The organism is Sphaerisporangium album (genome assembly GCF_003323745.1).
GTDB lineage: Bacteria > Actinomycetota > Actinomycetes > Streptosporangiales > Streptosporangiaceae > Sphaerisporangium > Sphaerisporangium album.
Genome location: NZ_QOIL01000005.1, coordinates 265,160 through 286,042 on the forward strand (window position 1 = coordinate 265,160; position 20,883 = coordinate 286,042).

The 20,883-nt window shown below is 71.2% G+C and carries 16 protein-coding genes, 1 tRNA gene and 1 pseudogene; 14 read left to right on the top strand and 4 right to left on the bottom strand.

Features of this window, described 5'->3' with window-relative positions:
- Positions 1 to 83: 83 nt before the first annotated feature.
- Positions 84 to 602 carry a SigE family RNA polymerase sigma factor gene (locus tag DQ384_RS11205; protein WP_245966379.1) on the top strand — a complete coding sequence of 173 codons (519 nt, stop codon included), beginning with the start codon at positions 84 to 86 and terminating at the stop codon, positions 600 to 602.
- Positions 599 to 1,999: a WD40 repeat domain-containing protein gene (locus DQ384_RS11210; protein ID WP_114028661.1), complete on the top strand. Its 1,401-nt coding sequence runs from the start codon at positions 599 to 601 to the stop codon at positions 1,997 to 1,999. Before DQ384_RS11205 ends, DQ384_RS11210 begins: the two co-directional genes overlap by 4 nt.
- A gap of 36 nt (positions 2,000 to 2,035) precedes the next feature.
- Here the strand turns inward: DQ384_RS11210 and DQ384_RS11215 are convergent, their stop codons facing one another.
- Positions 2,036 to 2,767 carry a class I SAM-dependent methyltransferase gene (locus DQ384_RS11215; protein WP_114028662.1) on the bottom strand — a complete coding sequence of 244 codons (732 nt, stop codon included), beginning with the start codon at positions 2,765 to 2,767 and terminating at the stop codon, positions 2,036 to 2,038.
- Between the two features lie 389 nt (positions 2,768 to 3,156).
- Between DQ384_RS11215 and mfd the strand changes: the two genes are divergently transcribed.
- The 10 genes and pseudogenes from mfd (at position 3,157) to DQ384_RS11265 (ending at position 15,031) form a co-directional block, all read left to right on the top strand.
- The gene (gene mfd / locus DQ384_RS11220; protein WP_114028663.1) at positions 3,157 to 6,738 is read left to right on the top strand and encodes a transcription-repair coupling factor; all 3,582 of its coding nucleotides are present in this window, start codon (positions 3,157 to 3,159) and stop codon (positions 6,736 to 6,738) included.
- 84 nt (positions 6,739 to 6,822) lie between these two features.
- On the top strand, positions 6,823 to 7,497 hold the full coding sequence (locus tag DQ384_RS11225) for a SurA N-terminal domain-containing protein (protein WP_181871153.1): 675 nt from the start codon (positions 6,823 to 6,825) through the stop codon (positions 7,495 to 7,497).
- Positions 7,494 to 8,468: a nucleoside triphosphate pyrophosphohydrolase gene (locus tag DQ384_RS11230; protein ID WP_114028665.1), complete on the top strand. Its 975-nt coding sequence runs from the start codon at positions 7,494 to 7,496 to the stop codon at positions 8,466 to 8,468. The genes DQ384_RS11225 and DQ384_RS11230 overlap by 4 nt, the downstream gene beginning before the upstream one ends.
- 223 nt (positions 8,469 to 8,691) lie before the next feature.
- Positions 8,692 to 9,969: a phosphopyruvate hydratase gene (gene eno, locus DQ384_RS11235; protein WP_114028666.1), complete on the top strand. Its 1,278-nt coding sequence runs from the start codon at positions 8,692 to 8,694 to the stop codon at positions 9,967 to 9,969.
- Positions 9,970 to 10,026: 57 nt separating this feature from the next.
- Entirely contained in the window at positions 10,027 to 10,443 is a 417-nt protein-coding gene (locus DQ384_RS11240; RefSeq protein ID WP_114028667.1) for an FtsB family cell division protein, read from the top strand.
- A 127-nt stretch (positions 10,444 to 10,570) separates the two neighbouring features.
- Positions 10,571 to 11,095, top strand: a pseudogene (locus DQ384_RS11245) (DUF501 domain-containing protein); the annotation flags it as partial.
- 149 nt (positions 11,096 to 11,244) lie between these two features.
- The gene (locus tag DQ384_RS11250; RefSeq protein ID WP_114028669.1) at positions 11,245 to 12,174 is read left to right on the top strand and encodes a Ppx/GppA phosphatase family protein; all 930 of its coding nucleotides are present in this window, start codon (positions 11,245 to 11,247) and stop codon (positions 12,172 to 12,174) included.
- Positions 12,175 to 12,342: 168 nt separating this feature from the next.
- Complete coding sequence (locus DQ384_RS11255; protein ID WP_114028670.1) at positions 12,343 to 13,137, top strand: uracil-DNA glycosylase; 795 nt, start codon at positions 12,343 to 12,345, stop codon at positions 13,135 to 13,137.
- Positions 13,138 to 13,360: 223 nt separating this feature from the next.
- Positions 13,361 to 14,719 (top strand): NAD(P)/FAD-dependent oxidoreductase, encoded by a 1,359-nt coding sequence (locus DQ384_RS11260; protein ID WP_114028671.1) that lies wholly within the window; start codon positions 13,361 to 13,363, stop codon positions 14,717 to 14,719.
- Positions 14,720 to 14,958: 239 nt separating this feature from the next.
- Positions 14,959 to 15,031: transfer RNA gene (locus DQ384_RS11265), tRNA-Leu, on the top strand.
- A gap of 170 nt (positions 15,032 to 15,201) precedes the next feature.
- Here DQ384_RS11265 and DQ384_RS11270 read toward each other — a convergent pair.
- Positions 15,202 to 15,999, bottom strand: coding sequence for a helix-turn-helix domain-containing protein (locus DQ384_RS11270; protein ID WP_114028672.1), 798 nt, complete (start codon positions 15,997 to 15,999; stop codon positions 15,202 to 15,204).
- Positions 16,000 to 16,680: 681 nt separating this feature from the next.
- Between DQ384_RS11270 and DQ384_RS11275 the strand changes: the two genes are divergently transcribed.
- Together DQ384_RS11275 and DQ384_RS11280 are read left to right on the top strand one after the other, a co-directional pair.
- The gene (locus tag DQ384_RS11275; RefSeq protein WP_114028673.1) at positions 16,681 to 17,469 is read left to right on the top strand and encodes a Bax inhibitor-1/YccA family protein; all 789 of its coding nucleotides are present in this window, start codon (positions 16,681 to 16,683) and stop codon (positions 17,467 to 17,469) included.
- 197 nt (positions 17,470 to 17,666) lie between these two features.
- Complete coding sequence (locus DQ384_RS11280) at positions 17,667 to 17,900, top strand: DUF4287 domain-containing protein (RefSeq protein ID WP_114028840.1); 234 nt, start codon at positions 17,667 to 17,669, stop codon at positions 17,898 to 17,900.
- Positions 17,901 to 18,091: 191 nt separating this feature from the next.
- On the opposite strand, the gene DQ384_RS11285 is transcribed toward DQ384_RS11280, so the two are convergent.
- Complete coding sequence (locus tag DQ384_RS11285; protein ID WP_114028674.1) at positions 18,092 to 19,312, bottom strand: acetyl-CoA C-acetyltransferase; 1,221 nt, start codon at positions 19,310 to 19,312, stop codon at positions 18,092 to 18,094.
- Between the two features lie 165 nt (positions 19,313 to 19,477).
- Complete coding sequence (locus DQ384_RS11290) at positions 19,478 to 20,842, bottom strand: outer membrane protein assembly factor BamB family protein (protein ID WP_114028675.1); 1,365 nt, start codon at positions 20,840 to 20,842, stop codon at positions 19,478 to 19,480.
- Positions 20,843 to 20,883: the final 41 nt, after the last annotated feature.

Genomic DNA, 20,883 nt, shown 5'->3' on the forward strand with positions numbered 1-20,883 from the left:
GTGTCCGGAAGGCGGAAGGCATAGCGCGGCCGCCCCCGGCGCGTCCAAGGGCCGACGACGACATCCGGAGGTGATCGTGGACGTTGCCGAGGAGCGACGCTTCCGCGAGTTCGCCCGCGCTGATGCGGTTCGGCTTCCTGCTCACCGGCGGGGACCAGCACGCGGCCGAGGACCTGCTGCAGACCGTCCTGGCCAGGACGGCGTCCCGGTGGAGCGGCATCGACGACCCCGAGCCGTACGTGCGGCGTGCCATGTACCGCCAGCAGGTGAGCTGGTGGCGCCTCGCCTCGCACCGGCGCGAGACCACGGTCGCGGACACCCCCGACGCGCCGGACCCCTCCGGGCGCGACCACGCGGACACGGCCGAGGTGAAGCTCGTGCTGCGCCGCGCGCTGGCCCGGCTGACCTCCCGCCAGCGCGCCGCCCTGGTCCTGCGGTACTTCGAGGACCTGCCAGAGGCCGACGTGGCGCAGATCATGGGCTGCTCGGTCGGCACCGTGCGCAGCACCGTCCACCGCTCGCTCGCCCGCCTGCGCGCCGCCGCGCCGGAGCTGGCCGATCTGCGCGCCCCGCGCGACTCGTTCGAGGAGGTCACCCCGTGACACCCGAGTCCCTGCCGTCCGAGACGCTGCCCGAGATGTTGCGCGAGTGGTCCGCGGAGGCCCGGGTGCCCCACGACCTGGCCGACCGCGCCCTGCGGCGGCGCGCTCGTCGCCGCACCGCCTCGTTCGCGCTGGCCGCCGGGGTGGCGGCCGTCGTGGTCGCCACCGGCGTCCTGGTGCCGAAGATCCTGGAGGACGGACGCCGGCGCATCGATCTCGCCGTCGCGAGCGGCACGCCGACCGCGTCCGCGTCGTCCGTCGCCTCCCCCGAGCCCGCCCCGGCGTCCTCCGCCCCGTTCCCGGTCGATCCCCCGCCCACGGAGCCGGCGCCGGAGCCGGCCTCCGTCGAGCCCGGCGCGATGCCCGACTCCCTCGCGGTGCGTGCCGATCCGGGGAACGCCCCGCCGAAGAGCCTGATCGCCGCGGGCGGGGTCGCCGTCTCGGCGTACTACGTGTGGGAGTACGAGAAGATCGGCGCGAGGTCCGACCGCCGCAAGGACGCCTGGTTCCTGTACGACCCGCGGACCGGCGGATACGAGCGGACCGATTGGACGGAGGTCACCGTGGCCCCCGGCATGAAGTACGCCGCCGTGCTGGAGGGAGCCCTGCCCGCCCGCAGGATCGGCCTCCTCGACATGGCCACGCGCACCGTCAGGTGGATCGACCTCGACCACTCGGTGGCGCGGATCTCCTGGTCGCCCGACGGCGCCAGGGTGCTCGCCACGACCTACGAGAAGGACCCGACCGTCCGCATCAAGCTGTCCGCCGACGGCAGAAGCTGGCAGACGCCGGACCCCGTACGCGGTGGCTTTCAGATCGTCGACGTGGCGTCGGGGCGGGCGTCGTACCACGCCGTGCCGCACGAGGACGGGTTCCCGGGGCCGCCGGACACCCAGTTCCTGTGGTCCGACGACGGCACGCTGGTCTGGCAGCCCAACAACGGGCGGATGCGCGACAGCGACCCGCAGCGGCTCTACTACGACCTGGAGGGCCGGCCGCACGACGCGCCCCGGGAACAGCTCGCGACCTCCGAGGCGGCCGGCCTCTCGCCGGACGGAAGGTTGTACGCCGACCGCCGCCACCCGCCCCGGGTGGGGAAGCCCCTGAGCCCCTCGGAGGCGGAGAAGCTCCTGGAGGCGGAGCCGAAGGGCCCGGAGACGGTCGTCAGGGACGTCGCGACCGGGAAGATCACCGGGCGGCAGAAGATGCTCCAGCTCCTGGCGTGGGCGGACGACACCCATCTGATCGCGCTGCAGTGCCTCGACCGGTGCCAGGATGAGTTCGACGCCTACCTGGCGCTGGTCACCGTCGACGGACGGCAGAGCGTCCGGCTCTCGGGCGACAGGAGGAACAGCCAGCGGGAGGGAAGCTGGCACCCCGTGCTGACCAAGCGCTGAGGACCGTGCCCGCCGGGCCCGCCATGGCCCGGACGCTCAGATGAGGCGGGCGAAGTGGTTCTGCGGCTTGCGGATCACCAGCGTGATCTCGTCCCGCGTGGCGGGCAGGCGGTCGCCGGACAGGCGGGCGACCATCTTGCACGCCACGCGGGCCAGCCTGGCGTGCGGGCCACGTAGCGCGGGCCCCGACGTCCCGGAGTAGTCCTCGGCGATCATCAGGCCGCGCATCAGGCAGTAGGAGTGGATGCCCTCGCGGGAGGCGACCTGCTCGTAGATCGCCGGCAGCGGGCCGACCGCGCCCGCCGGGGCGAACCTGCGCCACAGCAACCTGCGGATCCAGCCCGGCAGGGCGCGGTCGCAGAAGCCGTACGCCGAGGCGCGGTCGCGCATCCTGATCAGCAGCAGGCCGCCGGGGCGCAGCGCGTTGACCATGCGGTCGAGCACGAGCTCGGTGTGCCGCACGCGCTCCAGCAGGAAGGCGGCGTGGACGACGTCGAACGTGCGGGGCAGCAGGGGCGTGGCGCGCAGGTCGCCGAGGAACCGCGCGTCCAGGTCGGAGCGGCGCTCCGTCGAGGCGCGCAGCACGGGGAGGTCTTCGTCGATGCCGGTGATCCGGGTCTCGACGCGCTCCAGATCGATGCCGCCGCCCCGGCCGCACCCGGCGATCAGGATGTCCAGCCGCCGGCCGAGCTGCTCGTTCCTCAGCTCGCGGATCCGGAGGCTGAACACGTCGCCTTGGGTGGCGGGCCACCATCGAACCTCTGACATGTGACTCAGGGTAGTCACCTAAACCCGAGCTGTAGTGCATTTACTTGACGAAGGGGCCACCCCGGGTCAGGGAAGGCCGGGCGCGCGCGGGGCCGTAACCGTCCGGATCCCCGCCGGACCACCACGGGCAAGATCACCTTTATCGGACGGACGGGCGGTTCCCGGCATGACGGCGCCCGCGGGGAAGTAGCCTTGAGGTTGACCCCGGCGACTGAACCGGGGTCGCGCGCGTCGTCGTATAGTGCGCAGGGCGCCCGGGTGGGTCGTCATGGGCGCGGCCTGCGGCGACGCGGTGCGCGAGGTGGGTCGCCGTGTGGGGTGTGTTCGAGTTGAGCAGGCCGTCCCCGGGCGAACGAGTAGGCGGGCCTGACCACGTGGGGGCATTTCTGATGAGTCTTTCCGGACTGCTCGACCTTGTCATCGCCGAACCTCAGCTCGCCGGGGCGCTGGACCGCTCCGGCGAGGACGTCAATCTGATCGCTCCACCGGCCCTGCGTCCCTTCGCGGTGGCCGCGCTGGCCCGGCGGCGTCCCGTGCTCGCCGTCACGGCCACCGGGCGCGAGGCCGAAGACCTCGCCGCCGCCCTGACCGGTCTGGTGGGGGACGACGCCGTCGCGGTCTTCCCCGCGTGGGAGACGCTGCCGCACGAGCGGCTGTCTCCCCGCAGCGACACCGTGGGCCAGCGCCTGGCCGTGCTGCGCAGGCTCGCCCACCCCGTGCCCGGCGACCCGGCCGCGGGCCCGCTGAGCGTGGTCGTGGCGCCGATCCGCGCCCTGCTCCAGCCGCTGGTCACCGGCCTCGGCGACCTGACGCCCGTCCGCCTGCGCTCCGGCGATGACGCCGAGCTGGACGAGGTCGTCGATCGGCTGGTCGCCAACGGCTACCACCGGGTGGACATGGTGGAGAAGCGCGGCGAGGTCGCGGTGCGCGGCGGCCTGCTGGACGTGTTCCCGCCCACCGAGGAACACCCGCTGCGCCTGGAGTTCTGGGGCGACACGATCGAGGAGATCCGCTGGTTCAAGGTCGCCGACCAGCGGTCGCTCGAGGTCGCCGAGGGCGGCCTGTTCGCCGCGCCCTGCCGTGAGCTGCTGCTCACCGAGGAGGTCCGCGAGCGGGCCCGCGAGCTGGGCGAGCTGCACCCGGCGCTGAAGGAGATCCTCGACCAGCTCGCCGAGGGCATCCCCGTCGAGGGCATGGAGGCGTTCGCCCCCGTCCTGGTCGACGGCATGGACCTGCTGCTCGACCACCTGCCCGCCCGCGCGTCCGTATTCGTCTGCGACCCCGAGCGCATCCGCGGCCGCGCGGTCGAGCTGGTCCACACCAGCCAGGAGTTCCTGGAGGCGTCGTGGATCAACGCCGCCGCCGGGGGCGAGGCCCCGATCGACCTCGGCGCCGCGGCGTTCCGCGACCTGGCCGAGGTGCGCGCCCACGCCCGCGAGCTCGGCCAGTCGTGGTGGACGCTCGCGCCGTTCGCCACCACCGACCAGGGCGGCACGCCCGGGCAGGAGCCCCGCCCGTCCCCGGCCGACCCGGGCGACGAGCTGTACGGCGGCAGCGAGGTCATCGAGCTGTCCGCCCGCGAGGCCGAGTCCTACCGCGGCGACACCCAGCGGGCGCTCGCCGACATCAAGGGCTGGCTCGGGGACGGGCGCGCGGTCGTGCTGCTCAGCGAGGGCCACGGCCCGGCAGAGCGCATCGTCGAGCTGCTGAAGGGCGTGGACGTCGCCGCCCGGCTCGTCCCGGAGCTGGACTCCGCCCCCGGCAAGGACGTCGTGCACGTCACCACCGGCCGCGTCGAGCACGGCTTCGTCGGCGACTCGGTAGCCGTACTCACCCACCTGGACCTGGTCGGGCAGAAGGCCTCCACCAAGGACATGCGCCGCCTGCCGTCCCGCCGCAGGAACATGGTCGACCCGCTCCAGCTCAAGGTCGGCGACCACGTCGTGCACGCCCAGCACGGCGTGGGCCGGTACGTCGAGATGGTGCAGCGCTCGGTGCAGGGCGCCACCCGCGAGTACCTGGTGATCGAGTACGCCAAGGGCGACCGGCTGTACGTGCCCACCGACCAGCTCGACGAGGTGACCCGGTACGTCGGCGGCGAGTCCCCCACGCTCAACCGCATGGGCGGCGCCGACTGGGCAAAGGCCAAGTCCCGGGCGCGCAAGGCCGTCAAGGAGATCGCCGGCGAGCTGATCCGCCTCTACAGCGCCCGCATGGCCTCGCCCGGCCACGCCTTCGCCTCCGACACCCCGTGGCAGCGCGAGATGGAGGACGCCTTCCCCTACGCCGAGACCGGCGACCAGCTCGAAGCCATCGACGAGGTCAAGCGCGACATGGAGCGCGCCGTCCCCATGGACCGGCTGATCTGCGGCGACGTCGGCTACGGCAAGACCGAGATCGCGGTGCGGGCGGCGTTCAAGGCCGTGCAGGACGGCAAGCAGGTCGCCGTGCTCGTGCCGACCACGCTGCTCGTCCAGCAGCACCTGTCCACCTTCGGCGAGCGGTTCGCGAGCTTCCCCGTCGTGGTCAAGCCGGTGTCGCGCTTCCAGAGCGACGGCGAGATCAAGGCGACGCTGGACGGGGTCAAGGACGGCACGGTCGACATCGTGATCGGCACCCACCGGCTGCTCAACCCCGACATCCGGTTCAAGCAGCTCGGCCTGATCATCATCGACGAGGAGCAGCGCTTCGGCGTCGAGCACAAAGAGGCCATGAAGCACATGCGCACACAGGTCGACGTGCTCGCCATGTCGGCGACGCCGATCCCGCGCACGCTGGAGATGGGCCTCACCGGCATCCGCGAGATGTCCACCATCCTCACCCCGCCGGAGGAACGGCACCCGATCCTCACCTTCGTCGGCCCCTACGACGAGAAGCAGATCGCGGCGGCCGTGCGGCGCGAGCTGATGCGCGACGGCCAGGTGTTCTTCGTCCACAACCGCGTGTCGTCCATCAACCGGGTGGCCGGGCGGCTGCGCGAGCTGGTCCCCGAGGCCAGGGTCGCGGTGGCGCACGGGCAGATGAACGAGCAGCAGCTGGAGAAGATCATGGTGGGCTTCTGGGAGCGCGAGTTCGACGTGCTCGTCAGCACCACGATCGTCGAGTCCGGCCTGGACATCCCCAACGCCAACACCTTGCTCGTCGACCGCGCCGACAACTACGGCCTCTCCCAGCTCCACCAGCTCCGCGGCCGGGTCGGGCGCGGGCGCGAGCGCGGGTACGCCTACTTCCTGTACCCGCCCGAGGCGCCGCTCACCGAGACCGCCCACGAGCGCCTGGCCACCATCGCCCAGCACACCGAGATGGGCGCCGGCATGTACGTCGCGATGAAGGACCTGGAGATCCGCGGCGCCGGCAACATCCTCGGGGCCGAGCAGTCCGGGCACATCGCCGGGGTGGGTTTCGACCTGTACGTCCGCATGATGGCCGAGGCCGTTCAGGAGCAGAAGGCCAAGCTGTCCGGCGAGGAGGTCACCGAGGAGCGCGCCGACGTCAAGGTCGAGGTGCCGGTCAACGCGCACATCCCGCACGACTACGTCACCTCCGAGCGGCTGCGGCTGGAGGCCTACAAGCGGCTCGCCGCGGTCGCCTCCGAGGAGGACATCGCCGCCGTCCGCGAGGAGCTCGTCGACCGGTACGGCCGCCCTCCGCAGGAGGTGGACAACCTGCTGGAGGTCGCCCGCTTCCGCGTCCACGCGCGCAGGGCCGGGCTGACCGACGTCGCCCTCCAGGGCCAGCACATCCGGTTCGCCCCGGTCAGGTTGAAGGAGTCGCAGCAGGTCCGTCTCGACCGGCTCTACCCCAAGTCCATCTACAAGGTGGCCGCCGAGACGCTGCTGGTGCCCGTGCCGAAGACCAAGCCGATGGGCGGCCGGCCACTGCGCGACCTCGAACTGCTCACCTGGTGCACCGACCTGGTCGAGGCCATGTTCCTGGAGCCCGCCAGGGCGGCGGCCGCCGGCGGGCGATAGACAGGCATGGACAGGCGCGGCTCGGTGACGAGACGGTCGCCTGGTTTGAGTAGAGTAGCCCCGCGTCTGCTGAAGGGACCGCTAGTGAAGTCGATTCGTGTGCGCGCGCTGCTGGCCGTAGCGGCCGCCGTGCTGGCCTGCGTCGCGCTGACCGCCTGCTCCTCGCCGGTGAGCCTCGGCTCGGCGGCCACCGTCGGCGACCAGCGCATCAGCTCCAGCGAGCTGAACGCCGAGATCGAGGAGTACCAGGCGGCGCTGAAGAAGGCCAAGATCTCCGAGGCGCAGCTTCAGATCCCCTCGGTGCCGCGCGCGATCCTCCTCCAGCTGATCTACTTCCGTCAGTTCGAGCAGTTCGCCCGGCGCAACGGCGTCGTCGTCACCGAGGGCGACGTCGACAAGTTCATCACCGAGCAGGGCGGCATGCAGCAGATCGGCCCGGCGGCGCTCAGCAAGGGCGTCCCGCCGTCCGAGACCCGCGCGTGGATCCGCGCCGCGATCATCTATCAAAAGGGCCTGGAGCGCTTCGGCGCCAACCTGACCGACCAGGCGTCGGTGCAGGCCGCCCAGATGAAGCTGTTCGGGCAGATGGACGCCGTCCCGGTCAAGATCTCCCCGCGCTACGGCACCTGGGACACCCAGCGGGGCCTGGTCGAGGAGGCCCGGTTCGGCAAGCCCGCCGCCGGCACCGACGCCGCCACCCCGCAGGACCCCTCCCAGCAGCAGGACCCGAACCAGTCGGACCCCGCGGCCGGCCAGTGACCCTCGTCGTCGTCACGACCTCGCCCCGGGTGGCGCCGGGGCTGCTGAGCGGGCGGGCGTGGGCGGTCCTCGGGTCGGGGCGCGTGCTCACCGGCTCCGGCGACCACCCGCTGCTGCCCTACCTCGCCGAGGAGGACATCCCGGTCGAGGTCGTGACGCCCGACCCGGTCGCGCTCGCGCGTGAGAGTCTCGACACGACGATCGTCTGGCTCGCCGCCCAGGACGGCGACGAGCCGTTCATGCGCGCCGTCGGCCGCGCCGCGCTCGACATGCCAGAGCCGCCGGTCATCGAGCTCGTCCCCGGCTCCTACGACCTGCCGGGCGCCCGGTTCGTCGACATGGTCGCCGTCATGGACCGCCTGCGGCGCGACTGCCCGTGGGACGCCCGGCAGACCCACGAGTCGCTGGTGCCGTACCTGCTGGAGGAGGCCTACGAGGTCCTGGAGACCATCGAGGAGGGCGACCACGCCGCCCTGCGCGAGGAGCTCGGCGACCTGCTCTTCCAGGTGGTCTTCCATGCGCGCCTCGCGCAGGAGCGCTCCGAGGAGGACGGCGGCTTCGACGTCGACGACGTCGTGCAGGAGCTCGTGGACAAGCTGGTGCGACGCCATCCGCACGTGTTCGCCGGGACCGTCGTGGACGGCGCCGAGGAGGTCAACGCCAACTGGGACGCGATCAAGGCCGCCGAGCGCGCGGCGAAGGGCCGCGAGTCGTCGCTCGACGGCGTGCCCATGGGCCAGCCCGCGCTGTCCCTGGTCCTCGGGCTGCAGAGCCGGGCCGAGCGGGCGGGCGCCCCCGACACCCTCTCGCGTGCCGTCGGGCAGGGCATCGGCCGCGAGCTGTTCGATCTCGTCCGCCGCGCCCGCGCCGCCGGCCTCGACCCGGAGGCCGAGCTGCGCGCCGCCGCCCGCGACTACCGCGACCGCGTCCGCACCTGGGAGCAGTCCGCCAAGCCCGGCGACAACGCCTGACCCTTACCGCCGCACGCAGCCAGGCCCTCAGCACCGCCGCGCCGGAGGCGCTGCCATCAACAGAGTTCGGGGCGCGGCCACCAACACAACCCCGGCGGCGTGCGGGCGTCCGGACCCCCGATAGGCTCGGGTGGCAAACCGTCCGCCACCGCATCGCGCAACGACGGCGCGGTGAAGGGTTTCCGGGGGCCCGACCCCGGGCTGACAGATCTAGGAGCGCTTCGTGGCTGCCATCGAGGCCATCACCGCCCGTGAGATTCTCGACTCCCGGGGCAACCCGACGGTCGAGGTCGAGATCCTGCTCGACGACTACAGCACCGGCCGCGCCGCGGTCCCGAGTGGTGCGTCCACCGGCCAGTTCGAGGCCGTGGAGCTGCGGGACGGCGACGAGCGCTACGGCGGCAAGGGGGTCGAGAAGGCCGTCCTGAACGTCACCGACGAGATCGCCGAAGAGCTCATCGGCTACGACGCGGAAGAGCAGCGCCTCGTCGACCAGGCCATGATCGACCTCGACGGCACTCCCAACAAGGGCCGTCTCGGCGCCAACGCCATCCTCGGCGTCTCCCTCGCCCTGGCCAAGGCCGCCGCCGACAGCGCCGACCTCCCGCTGTTCCGCTACGTCGGCGGTCCGAACGCCCACGTGCTGCCCGTGCCGATGATGAACATCCTCAACGGCGGCGCGCACGCCGACAGCAACGTCGACATCCAGGAGTTCATGATCGCGCCGATCGGCGCCTCTACGTTCTCCGAGGCCCTGCGCGTCGGCACCGAGACCTACCACGCGCTCAAGAGCGTGCTCAAGCAGAAGGGCTACTCCACCGGCCTCGGCGACGAGGGCGGCTTCGCCCCCAACCTGCCGAGCAACCGCGACGCCCTCGACCTCATCCTCGTCGCCATCGAGAAGGCCGGGTACACCCCGGGCGAGGACATCGGGCTCGCCCTCGACGTCGCGGCCACCGAGTTCCACTCCGGCGGCGTGTACACCCTGGACGGCAAGGGCCACTCCTCCGACGAGCTGATCGCCTTCTACGAGGACCTCGTCCGCTCCTACCCGCTGGTCTCCATCGAGGACCCGCTGGACGAGGAGGACTGGGAGGGCTGGAAGGCCATCACCACCGCCCTCGGCGGCAAGGTGCAGCTCGTCGGCGACGACCTGTTCGTCACCAACCCCGAGCGCCTGGAGCGCGGCATCCGCGAGGGCGCCGCCAACGCGCTGCTGGTCAAGGTCAACCAGATCGGCACCCTGTCCGAGACGCTGGACGCGGTCGACCTCGCCCACCGCAACGGCTACCGCTGCATGATGAGCCACCGCTCCGGCGAGACCGAGGACACCACGATCGCCGACCTCGCCGTCGCCACCAACTGCGGCCAGATCAAGACCGGCGCCCCGGCCCGCTCCGACCGCGTCGCCAAGTACAACCAGCTCCTGCGCATCGAGGAACTGCTGGACGATGTCGCCCGCTACGCGGGTCGCGGAGCTTTTCCGCGCTTCCAGAGCTAGTTTTCTCCGTACGGCTTGCGCGGATTTGCGCGCAAGCCGTACGGACCTGGGAGGAGCATGAGGAAACGACCGCAGCTGACGGGACGGGCCGCGATCCTCGCGGTCGTGGTGTGCGCGATCGCCATGAGCCTCGCGTATCCCGTGCGCGAGTACGTCGCCCAGCGGCGCCAGATCGCCCAGCTGGAGCGGCAGCAGGCCCAGGCCCTGAAGGACCTTCAGGAGCTCGGCGAGCGCGGCAAGATGCTCGCCGACCCCGCGTACATCGCGCGGCAGGCCAAGGCCCGGCTGCACTTCTGCGAGGAGGGCGAGAAGTGCATCGTCCTGCGCGACACCTCCAAGAAGGCCCAGCCTCCCAAGCCCGGTGCGGCCCCCGCCGCCACGCCTCCCTGGTACCAGACCCTGTGGGAATCGGTGGAGGCCGCCGACCGAGGCACGGGGCGCCGCGCCGAGCCCTCGCGCACCCCTGCCCAGTAGGCGCCCGTACCGCCCCGGGCCACGTATCGTCACAGGGGAGCCAGGCGCCCGGCGGGCCGGGTGAACGTCCGTGAATACCGCGCCCGAAGAGATTCCGGGCCGGGGAAATTCTGGGGAGCAGCCGACGATGGTGGATCCGGCCGACGTGGCCGTGGTGGAGCAGCAGCTCGGCAGGCCGCCGAGGGGCGTGCGGGCCGTGGCGCACCGCTGCCCGTGCGGGCTGCCGGACGTCGTGGAGACCACTCCCCGGCTGCCCGACGGCTCGCCCTTCCCGACCCTCTACTACCTGACCTGCCCGAAGGCGGCCTCGGCCATCGGCACGCTGGAGTCGTCCGGCCTGATGAAGCGCATGCAGGCCCGGCTCGCCGAGGACCCCGCCCTCGCCGAGGCGTACGCGCGCGCCCACGCGGGGTACGTCGAGCGGCGCGACAAGGCGGCCTCCGAGGACGGCGTCGAGCCCCTGCCCCGCGGCATGCAGAGCGCGGGCGGCATGCCCGACCGCGTGAAGTGCCTGCACGCCCTGGTGGGCCACGAGCTGGCCATGCCGGGCTCCAACCCGTTCGGCCGCGAGGCCCTCGACGCCCTGCCCGAGTGGTGGTGCGACGGCCCCTGCGTCCGGTCCCCAGAGCCCACAGCCACGTCGGCGGAGGGCGAGAACCCGGCTTCCCCGCCGGCAATCGAAGAGGCGTCCTCAGCAGCCCCAGCGGTATCCAGCTCTCCATCGGCCCCGCAGGCATCACCAGACCCAACGGCATCTCCAGAAGGCCGTTCCACGGGCCCGACAGCCCCCCAGGAGGACGTATGACGCGCGTCGCGGCCATCGACTGCGGGACCAACTCCGTACGTCTCCTGATCGCGGACATCCACGACGACGGCGCGCTGGTGGACGTCGAGCGCCGCATGGAGATCGTCCGCCTCGGCGAGGGCGTCGACCGGACGGGACGTCTGGCCCCCGAGGCGCTGGAGCGCACGTTCACCGCCATGCGCGGCTACGCCAAGCTGATCGAGGACCACGGCGCCGCGCGGGTGCGCGTGGTCGCCACCAGCGCCACCCGCGACGCCGCGAACCGCGACGACTTCACGACCGGAGTCCACGACATCTTCGGCGTCGACCCCGAGGTCGTCACCGGCGCGGAGGAGGCCCACCTGTCCTTCCTCGGCGCCACCACCGGCCTCACCGGCGTCGAACACCCCGTGCTCGTGGTCGACATCGGCGGCGGCTCGACCGAGTTCGTCCTGGGTTCGTCGGACGTCGACAGCGCCCTGTCGGTCGACATCGGCTGCGTCCGCATGACCGAACGCCACCTCTCCCTCGGCGCGGCCTCCGGGGGCGTGCCTTCCTCCGAGGCCGTGGCGGCGGCCGTCGCGGACATCGAGGCGGCTCTGGACCGCGTCGCGGAGGCGGTCCCCGTGGACCGCGCCCGCACCCTGATCGGCCTCGCCGGTTCCGTCACCACCGTCGCGGGCATCGCCCTCGGCCTGCCTGCCTACGACCCGGCCCGCATCCACGGCGCCAGGATCGCGGCCGACCGCGTCCACGAGGTCTCCCGGCGCCTGCTCACCATGACCCACGACGAGCGCGCCGCGATCCCCGTCATGCACCCCGGCCGCGTCGACGTCATCGCCGCCGGCGCCCTGATCCTGGACCGCATCCTCACCCGCCAAGGCTTCCCAGACGTCCTCGTCAGCGAACACGACATCCTCGACGGCATCGCCCGCAGCCTCACCTGACCCTGCCCGAGGAGCCGGTGCCAGGTACGCACCGCGCGAAATCGCCACCTCACCGCTCCAGCGCGTCCGTCCCGACAAGATGGAGCTCCGGGTTTGGCGGGACAACGGTGGTCCTTCGGGGAGTGCCTTCGTCCGACGCATGGGCGTGGAGCTGGCACGATCGGACGTATGAGTTACGTTCCCCCTGGTAGTGGATGGCCTGATGACCCGGCCGGGCCGGAGACGCCCGTGGCCGGTGGGGCCGACGATGTGCGCGAGCTCGCGCGGGAGAGCCGGGATCTTGGGGAGCTGACCGCCAGGCAGTCGGTGTGCCGGGCGTGTCCGCGGCTGGTGGAGTGGCGGGAGGAGGTCGCGGACGTCAAGCGGCGGGCGTTCATCGGCGAGACGTACTGGGGCAGGCCCATCGCGGGGTGGGGGGAGGAGAAGCCGCGGGTCCTCATCGTCGGGCTGGCCCCGGCGGCGCACGGCGGCAACCGCACCGGGCGGGTGTTCACCGGGGACCGCAGCGGCGACTGGCTGTTCGCGTCTCTCTACCGCACGGGCCTGGCGGCCCAGCCGACCAGCACGTACGCGGGGGACGGGCAGCGTCTGATCGGCGCGCGCATGGTCGCGGCCGTCCGTTGCGCCCCGCCGGCCAACAAGCCGACCATCGAGGAGCGCGCGACGTGCTTCCCGTGGCTGGTCCGCGAGCTGGAGCTGGTCGCCGACCCGCTCCGCGTGATCGTCGCGCTGGGCGGTTACGCCTGGCAGGCCGTCTGGCCCGCCCTGAAGGCGGCCGGCTACACGCTTCCCCGCAGCCGGCCCCCCTTCGGCCACGGCGCTGAGGTCGAGATCGCCCACGAGGGGACGCCGATCCGCCTCCTCGGCTGCTACCACCCGAGCCAGCAGAACACGTTCACCGGCCGCGTCACCGAACAGATGCTGGACGCGATCTTCACCAGAGCCGCCGAGCTGGGCGGGTAGGCGGGGCCCGCGCCACCCTGCCGTTGAGGTGGTGGGAGCCCGCGCCGCCCGGCTGTGCAGTGCCCGGGAGCCCGCGCCGCCCGGTCGTGAAGTACGTCACTAGAGGAAAGTTTCGCGGAACTTCACGGCGGAAGTCCGCTCGATGTGCACCGGCGGGGAAAAATCTTGGTTCTGCGCAATTATCCGGTTGGCGCTGAGACCTCCTCGTGACGTAAGATTGTGAATGGTTTCACAAGCGACCATGCCACGAAGGGGCACTCACGTGGACCGCAAGGCGAAGCACATACTCATCGTCGGTGGAGGGTACGTCGGTCTCTACACGGGCCTGCGGCTCCAGCGCAGCCTGCGCAAGGAGCTCGCGTCCGGCAGCGTCCGCATCACGGTCATCGACCCGCAGTCCTACATGACCTACCAGCCCTTCCTTCCGGAGGCCGCGGCGGGCAACCTGTCCCCCCGCCACGTCGTCACGCCGCTGCGCCGGGTCCTGCCGAAGGTCCGAATTCTCAACGGCAAGGTCACCAAGGTCCATCACGAGAACAAGACCGCGACGTTCGTCCCCAATTCGGGGCCGAGCCAGGAGATCGCCTACGACGTCATCGTCATGGCGGCAGGGTCGATCTCGCGCACGCTGCCCATCCCGGGCCTGGCGGACGCCGCGATCGGCTTCAAGACGGTGGGCGAGGCCATCGCGCTGCGCAACCGCGTCCTGGCCCTGTTCGACCGGGCCGACTCGACCGAGGACGAGCAGGTGCGCCGCCGCGCGCTGACGTTCGTCGTCGTCGGCGCCGGGTTCGCGGGCGTGGAGGCGCTGGCGGAGCTGGAGGACATGGGCAGGGACGCGGTGAAGTACTACGACTCGCTCAGTGAGAAGGATCTGCGCTGGGTTCTCGTCGAGGCGAGCGACCGCATCCTGCCCGAGGTCGGCCCCGAGATGGGCCGGTGGACGCTGGACGAGCTGCGCGAGCGCGGCATCGAGGTCAAGATGGAGACGCTGCTGAAGTCCTGCGTGGGCGGAAACGTGGTGCTCAGCGACGGCGAGGAGTTCGAGTCGGCCACGATCGTCTGGACGGCCGGCGTCAAGCCGAGCCCGGTGGTGAACGCCGGCGACCTGCCGTTGGACGAGCGCGGGCGCGTCAAGACCACGACCCGGCTGACCGTCGTGGGCGTCAAGGACGCCTTCGCGGCCGGCGACGTCGCGGGGGTGCCCGACATGACCAACCCCGGCCAGTACTGCGCGCCCAACGCGCAGCACGCCGTGCGGCAGGCCAAGGTGCTGGCCGACAACATCGTTCGCTCGCTCCGGGGGCTTCCGCTCAAGGACTACCGGCACAAGTACGCGGGGTCGGTCGCGGGGCTGGGCCTGCACAAGGGCGTCGCGAACGTCTACGGGGTCAAGCTTCATGGATTGCCTGCGTGGTTCATGCACCGGACCTACCATCTGTCCCGGGTGCCTACGTTGAACCGCAAGGTCCGCGTGGTCGCCGACTGGACGCTCGCCCTCTTCTTCAAGCGGGAGACCGTCTCGCTGGGCGAGATCGAGTCGCCTCGCGAGCAGTTCAAGGCGGCCGCCGCCACAGGCTAGCGACCTGGCGGTTCCGGTACGGCTCGCGCCTGGGCGACTCAGGTGCGGGCCGTACTGTTCTGTGGAGGGATAACGAAGGTGACGAGGTGAATTCTGGCGAGTTGAGCGGTCTGTTGTTCATTGCCCGAGTCACGAGGGTGCGGGGCGTATACCGTTATCTTGCGCAAGACGGAAGGAAGAGCAGAGACGTGGGCTCTGACCCGTTACGCAAGTGTGGTCCGTTACGTATGATTTACGGCGCCCCCGTAGCCCAATGGCAGAGGCAAACCCCTTAAAAGGGTTCCAGTGTGGGTTCGAGTCCCACCGGGGGCACCCCTGCCGACTATATGAAACACCCCTGATGGCAGTAACGCTCCCGAAGAGCTATATCCTTGACGGTTTGGCACTCGCCACGGGACATTCTGGGTAAGCCCCGAAACCCCTCAAGAGGCGGACCGCTTCCCCTCCGCCGTGAATCGTTACCATTCCGTGCCGTCGCGTCGTTATCGGCTCCCGGCACCCGCCGAGCCGCCCTCAGGCCCGAGGTTCCCGCTCAGGAACGCCGCCGTCCGGTCGTCCGCCGGAAGGAACGCCTCCAGCTTCAGCTCGGCCACCGTCACGTCCACGGCGGTGGCGAAGGTCGTGACGGTCGTGATCAGCCGCAGCTCGCCGCCCTCGGAGCGCAGGCGCAGCGGCACCGCGAACCCCAGGTGGCCCGCGGACGGCAGCGACCGCGGCACGTACGACGCCAGCTCCTCGCGCAGGCCGGCCAGGCGCTCGTCAGGGTGGCGCAGCGTCTCCTGGTTCAGCCTCTCCAGGATGTGCACGGCCCACTCGGCGAAGTTGAGGATGCGCGGCGCGATGCCGCGCGGGTGCAGCGCCAGGCGGTAGACGTTCGCCGGCGGCGCGAGCAGCTCGGGGTCCACGTCCCCGAACAGCGCGGTGAAGGCCGTGTTGGAGGCCACCAGGTCGCCGTGCCGGTCCACGACCACCGCCGGGTAGGGCAGGTGGCCGGTGAGGATGTGGTCCAGCGCGGTGCGGATCGCGGCGAGCGCGGGGTCGCCGAGGTCGGTCTCCGGGTAGACCGGGGCGTACCCCGCCGACAACAGCAGGCCGTTGCGCTCACGTAACGGCAGCTCCAGCGACTCGGCCAGCCGGACGACCATGCTCCGGCCGGGCGCCGACCGCCCGCTCTCCATGAAGCTGATGTGCCGCTGGGTCGTGCCCGCCCGGATCGCGAGGTCGAGCTGGCTGAGCCGGCTGCGCGTCCTTCGCTCACGGAGCGCCTGCGAGAACTCCACGCTCCCCGTTCTATCGCCGCGGGCTTCCGCCTGGCGATTCCCCGCGGGGAATCGCCGCCATTCGCCCGGGTGGGGGTCGACGACCCGTTCCCCCCGCCCCCGTGCGTCAGGGGCTGGGATGCCGCTGAATCACGGCGGCCTGCTCGAAAGGCCGCATGGCCCCGCCCGGAGGCTCCGCGACGCCTGCGAGCGGAAAGTCGGGCGGCTCGGGCCGGCGGGGACATGGGTATAGGTATGCAATTTTCCGGGCGGACGATCGCGGGGGTACGGACTGGAATGAACTCTCTGGCCGTATAGCCCGAAAGAAGCGGTTTACCGAAGAACGTAACGCAACACGCCTCCTTATGCCCGCGAATCGCGCCGTGGGCGCATCGTGCCCGTACCATCCCGCCCCGGCGCGAACCCCACGGCCGGACACCCCGGGCGGCCGCCCCACCTCGCCGTCACGGCAGGCGGACGCTGGTCACCGGTGATCGAAACGCAACGTTCGAGGCGGAACTCGGGTGCCGGGCCGGTCGTTGAACCCGTTGCCGCTGGAGGTCGGTGTGTGCCGGAGTCCAGAGGTGATTTGCGGCAGGGGCTCTCCTGCCGCCATGACGGATGTAAAGCTATGCGCTACAGGCGGCACTCCCTGTGAGGCTCGACCGAACAGGCTGATCGCAGGTCGCAGTGGAGGCAGTGATGCAGAGCAGGAACCCGGTTCTCAGCAAACTGGGCCGAAACAACCGCCAGTCCGGTGCAGGCTACGGCGTGAGCCCGCAGTACCTGCAGGACATGTACAACGCCCCCGCGTACGCGCCGCCCACCGCGGCGCGGCCGATGACGATCGACGACGTCGTCGTCCGCGGGTTCATCACCCTCGGCACGCTGGTGGTGGCCGCCGCCGCGGCCTGGTACCTCAACCTCGGCTGGGGCATCGCGGCCCCCGCCGCGATCGTGGGCCTGATCCTCGGCCTGATCGTCTCGTTCCGCCAGAGCACGAACCCCGCGCTGATCCTCGGGTACTCCGTCGCCTACGGCATCGCCATCGGCGTGATCAGCAAGATGTACAACTACCTGTACGAAGGCATCGTGTTCCAGGCGGTGCTCGGCACGATGGTGGCCTTCGCGGGCGTCCTCGCGGTGTACGCGCTCAAGGTCTTCCGGCCCACCCCCAAGTTCACGAAGTTCGTCGTCGCGGCGGGCTTCGCCGCCGTCGGCCTGATGCTGCTCAACTGGATCGTCAGCATCTTCACCCACGGCGACCTCGGCCTGCGCAGCGACAGCCCCATCGGCTGGATCTTCAGCGTCGCGATGATCCTGCTCGGCTGCTTCTTCCTGCTCCTCGACTTCGACTCGATCGAGCAGGGCGTCCGCGCCGGCGTCCCCGAGAAGTACTCCTGGCTGATGGCCTTCGGTCTCACGGTCAGCCTCGTCTGGCTGTACCTGGAGATCCTCCGCTTCATCAGCTATTTCTTCAACAACGACTAAAGGTTTTCGGTCGGCACGCTCCGCCGCCGGGCGGCGGAGCGTCGATCGTCAGGCATGCGCACCTGAGCTTTGGGTAAGCCCGCAGAACGCCACTAACGATCTACCTCGTGTAAGAGAAGGCTGGCCATTAGGGTCTTGCCATCGCGGGGCTGGTGATGCAGTGTCTAGCAAAAGAGGCTTCACTCATGGAGGTGCCCATGTCGTTGAACCACTCACCGGAGACGCAGAACAAGCTGATTGCCAGGGTTCCGGACATCACCGGACGCGCACTCCCAGAGTGGTTCCAAGCCATCGACAACGGCCCGTCGTTCCTTCGCTGTGACGAGCGGGCCAACTGGCTCGCCGACGAGCACGGGCTGACGCATGGCTACGCGGCCGCGATCGTCATCGAGCACGAGCGGCAGCGCCGTTCGCGTATGGGCTACATGTAAGCCCCTACGCCCACCTCTGTGCGCTCACGTCATGACATGGCGTGGGCGCACATGCCGTGAAGGCCGGGTCATCATGAAGACATGGATCTCGACAAGGCCCGTGACTTCATCCGGAACAACCACCGCGCGGTGATACAGACCTGGCGCGCCGACCCGCTCCAGGCCGCACACCTTCAGCGGGACCCGGGCGATCAGCTGAGCCGCTCCAGCACCATGGCCATGCCCTGGCCGCCCCCCACGCACATCGTCTCCAGGCCGATCGACCTGTCGTGGAAACGCAGGCTGTTGATCAGCGTGGAGGTGATCCGGGCGCCCGTCATGCCGAACGGGTGCCCGACGGCGATGGCGCCTCCGTTGACGTTGAGCCGGTCCAGGTCGATCCCGAGCTCCTGGTAGGACGGGATGACCTGCGCGGCGAAGGCCTCGTTGATCTCGACCAGATCGACGTCGCCGATCGCCATCCCGGCCCGTCCGAGCGCCTGCCGGCTCGCCTCGACGGGCCCGAGGCCCATGATCTCGGGCGAGAGGCCGGTCACGCCGGTCGACACGATGCGCGCCAGGGGCGTGATGCCCAGCTCGGCGGCCTTCACGTCGCTCATCACGATCACCGCGGCGGCGCCGTCGTTCAGCGGGCAGCAGTTGCCCGCCGTGACGGTGCCGTCGGGCCGGAAGACCGGCTTGAGCTGCGAGACGGCCTCGTAGGTGGTGCCGGGCCTCGGCCCGTCGTCCTTGCCGACGACCGTTCCGTCGGGAAGCGTGACAGGGGTGATGTCCTGCTCCCAGAACCCGTTGGCGAGTGCCTTCTCGGCGAGGTTCTGCGACCGGACGCCGAACTCGTCCTGCTCCTGCCGGCTGACGCCCTTCAGCTCGGCGACGTTCTCGGCGGTCTGCCCCATGGCGATGTAGACGTCGGGCAGCAGGCCCTTCTGGCGCGGGTCCTGCCATTCGGGGCCGCCGCCCTCGGCCCGCCTGTCGGTGCGCCCCTTGGCGTCCAGGAACAGCGGGTTGGTGGTCTCGGGCAGGGAGTCGGCGCTGCCCTTGGCGAAGCGCGACACCGTCTCGACGCCCGCCGAGATGAAGATGTCCCCTTCGCCCGCCTTGATGGCGTGGAAGGCCATGCGCGTGGTCTGCAGGGACGACGAGCAGTAGCGCGTGACCGTCGTGCCCGGGACGCCGTCGAGGCCGAGCAGCACCGACACCACACGGGCCATGTTGAAGCCCTGCTCGCCGCCCGGCAGGCCGCAGCCCAGCATCAGGTCGTCGACGTCATTGGGGTCGAGCTGGGGCACCTTGTCGAGCGCGGCCTTGATCATCTGAACGGTCAGGTCGTCGGGACGGATCTCCTTCAGCGAACCCTTGAAGGCTCGGCCGATGGGCGAACGTGCGGTCGCGACGATGACTGCCTCGGGCATGTGGCTCTCCTGAGTTCGTGGCCGGGCGGGGCTCCCACTGCGGAGGTTACCGCGCGGTAGGGCGGATGCCACGTCCCGGGGGCCAAGAAACAGAACTATGTACGGCAAAAGCCCGAGGGCCCCGGAATCCGCCGCGGGGCCCTCGGCGCGGCACGTGACCCGAGGTCAGCCGTACATGCCGGGAGCGGTGGCCTTCGCGTCCTCCACGGCGTTCACCGCGCCCTTCTCGTCCCGCCACAGACGCCAGCCGTCCTGGCTGCCGGTGAACCACACGGGCGGCGCCCCGGACCCGGACACCCGCCTGCCCGTCGATAGGTCGAACTCGCACAGCGACGCCACCGAGTAGAAGCCGCCGGGCGCGCCCGCGAGCGGCAGCGGCTTGGGGTCGGTGACGCAGAACGACCAGCCGCGCCGGCCGCTCACGGGGGTGGGCTTGCCCGAGGGCAGCTCGAACGCGGCCCCGGACGCGCCGGGCTTGAGGAAGTCGACCCGCGCCATGTCGCCGGGGAAGGCGAGCCACCAGCCCGTGCCGGGCACCTGGTCGGCCGTGATCTGGCCGAGCACGCGGCCGGACGCCGGGTCGAGCCGGGCGAAGCCGCCGTACTGCCCCCGCTCGTCCACCGGGCGGACCACGGGGGCGTAACCGGGGCTGCCGCTCGGGTACACGCGGACCACCGACGGCCGGAGCCAGTTGACCGTGCCGTCCGCGAGGGCGACGGAGAACAGGCCGAAGGAGGACGTCTTCTTCTTGCCGGGAGGGGTGTACGGCGCGACGTACCCGACGAGGTCGCCGCCCGACGCGCCGAAGGCCCAGCCGCCCGACAGGTCGACGCCGGGGCTGAGCGCCTGCTCGACGGGGAGCTGCCAGGCGGGCCTGCCGGTCTTCAGGTCGCGCGAGGCGAGGACGGGATGCGTGGCGAGGTGGAGCATGACGACCTTGGAGGAGTCAGACCATTCCACCTCGGCGATGCCGGGCGCCTTCCACAGCACCGCGCCGGTGAGCGGGTCGAGCACGACCATGCGCGCGGAGGCCAGCGCGGTGTTCTCCGACAGGCACAGGTAGCCGCCGCAGCGCTGCGGGCCGAAGGTCGAGTGCACCGGGCGGCTCCACAGCTGCCGCCCCGTGCGCGCGTCACGGGCGACGAGCGCGGCGTTCCACTTGCGGCCCGCGCCGGGCTTACCCGCCGGGGCGACCGCGGCGACGACCGCCTGGCCGGGGGCGGTCGGGACGGCGGCGGGCGGCTGCACGCCCATGCCCGGCAGCCGTCCCGCGATGGCCGCCGGGTGCGTCCACAGCTTCTTCCCGCTGGTCAGGTCGAGGGCCGCGGTCTCCAGCGAGCCGTCCGGCCTCATGGAGGTGAGGGTGGCCACGCCGGCGGCCACGGCGGCTCGGCTGACGGCGTTCACCTCGGCGTTGCGCCAGGTGCGGTGAGTCTCCTCGGTGGCCGCCGTGCTGGTGGAGCAGCCGGTGAGGGCGAGCACCCCGGCGAGCGCCAAGGCCGGTTTCGTGAGGGGCCGGAACACGGGCATTGCACTCCAATGTGGGCAGAGTGACGACTCTGCCGCGGAGG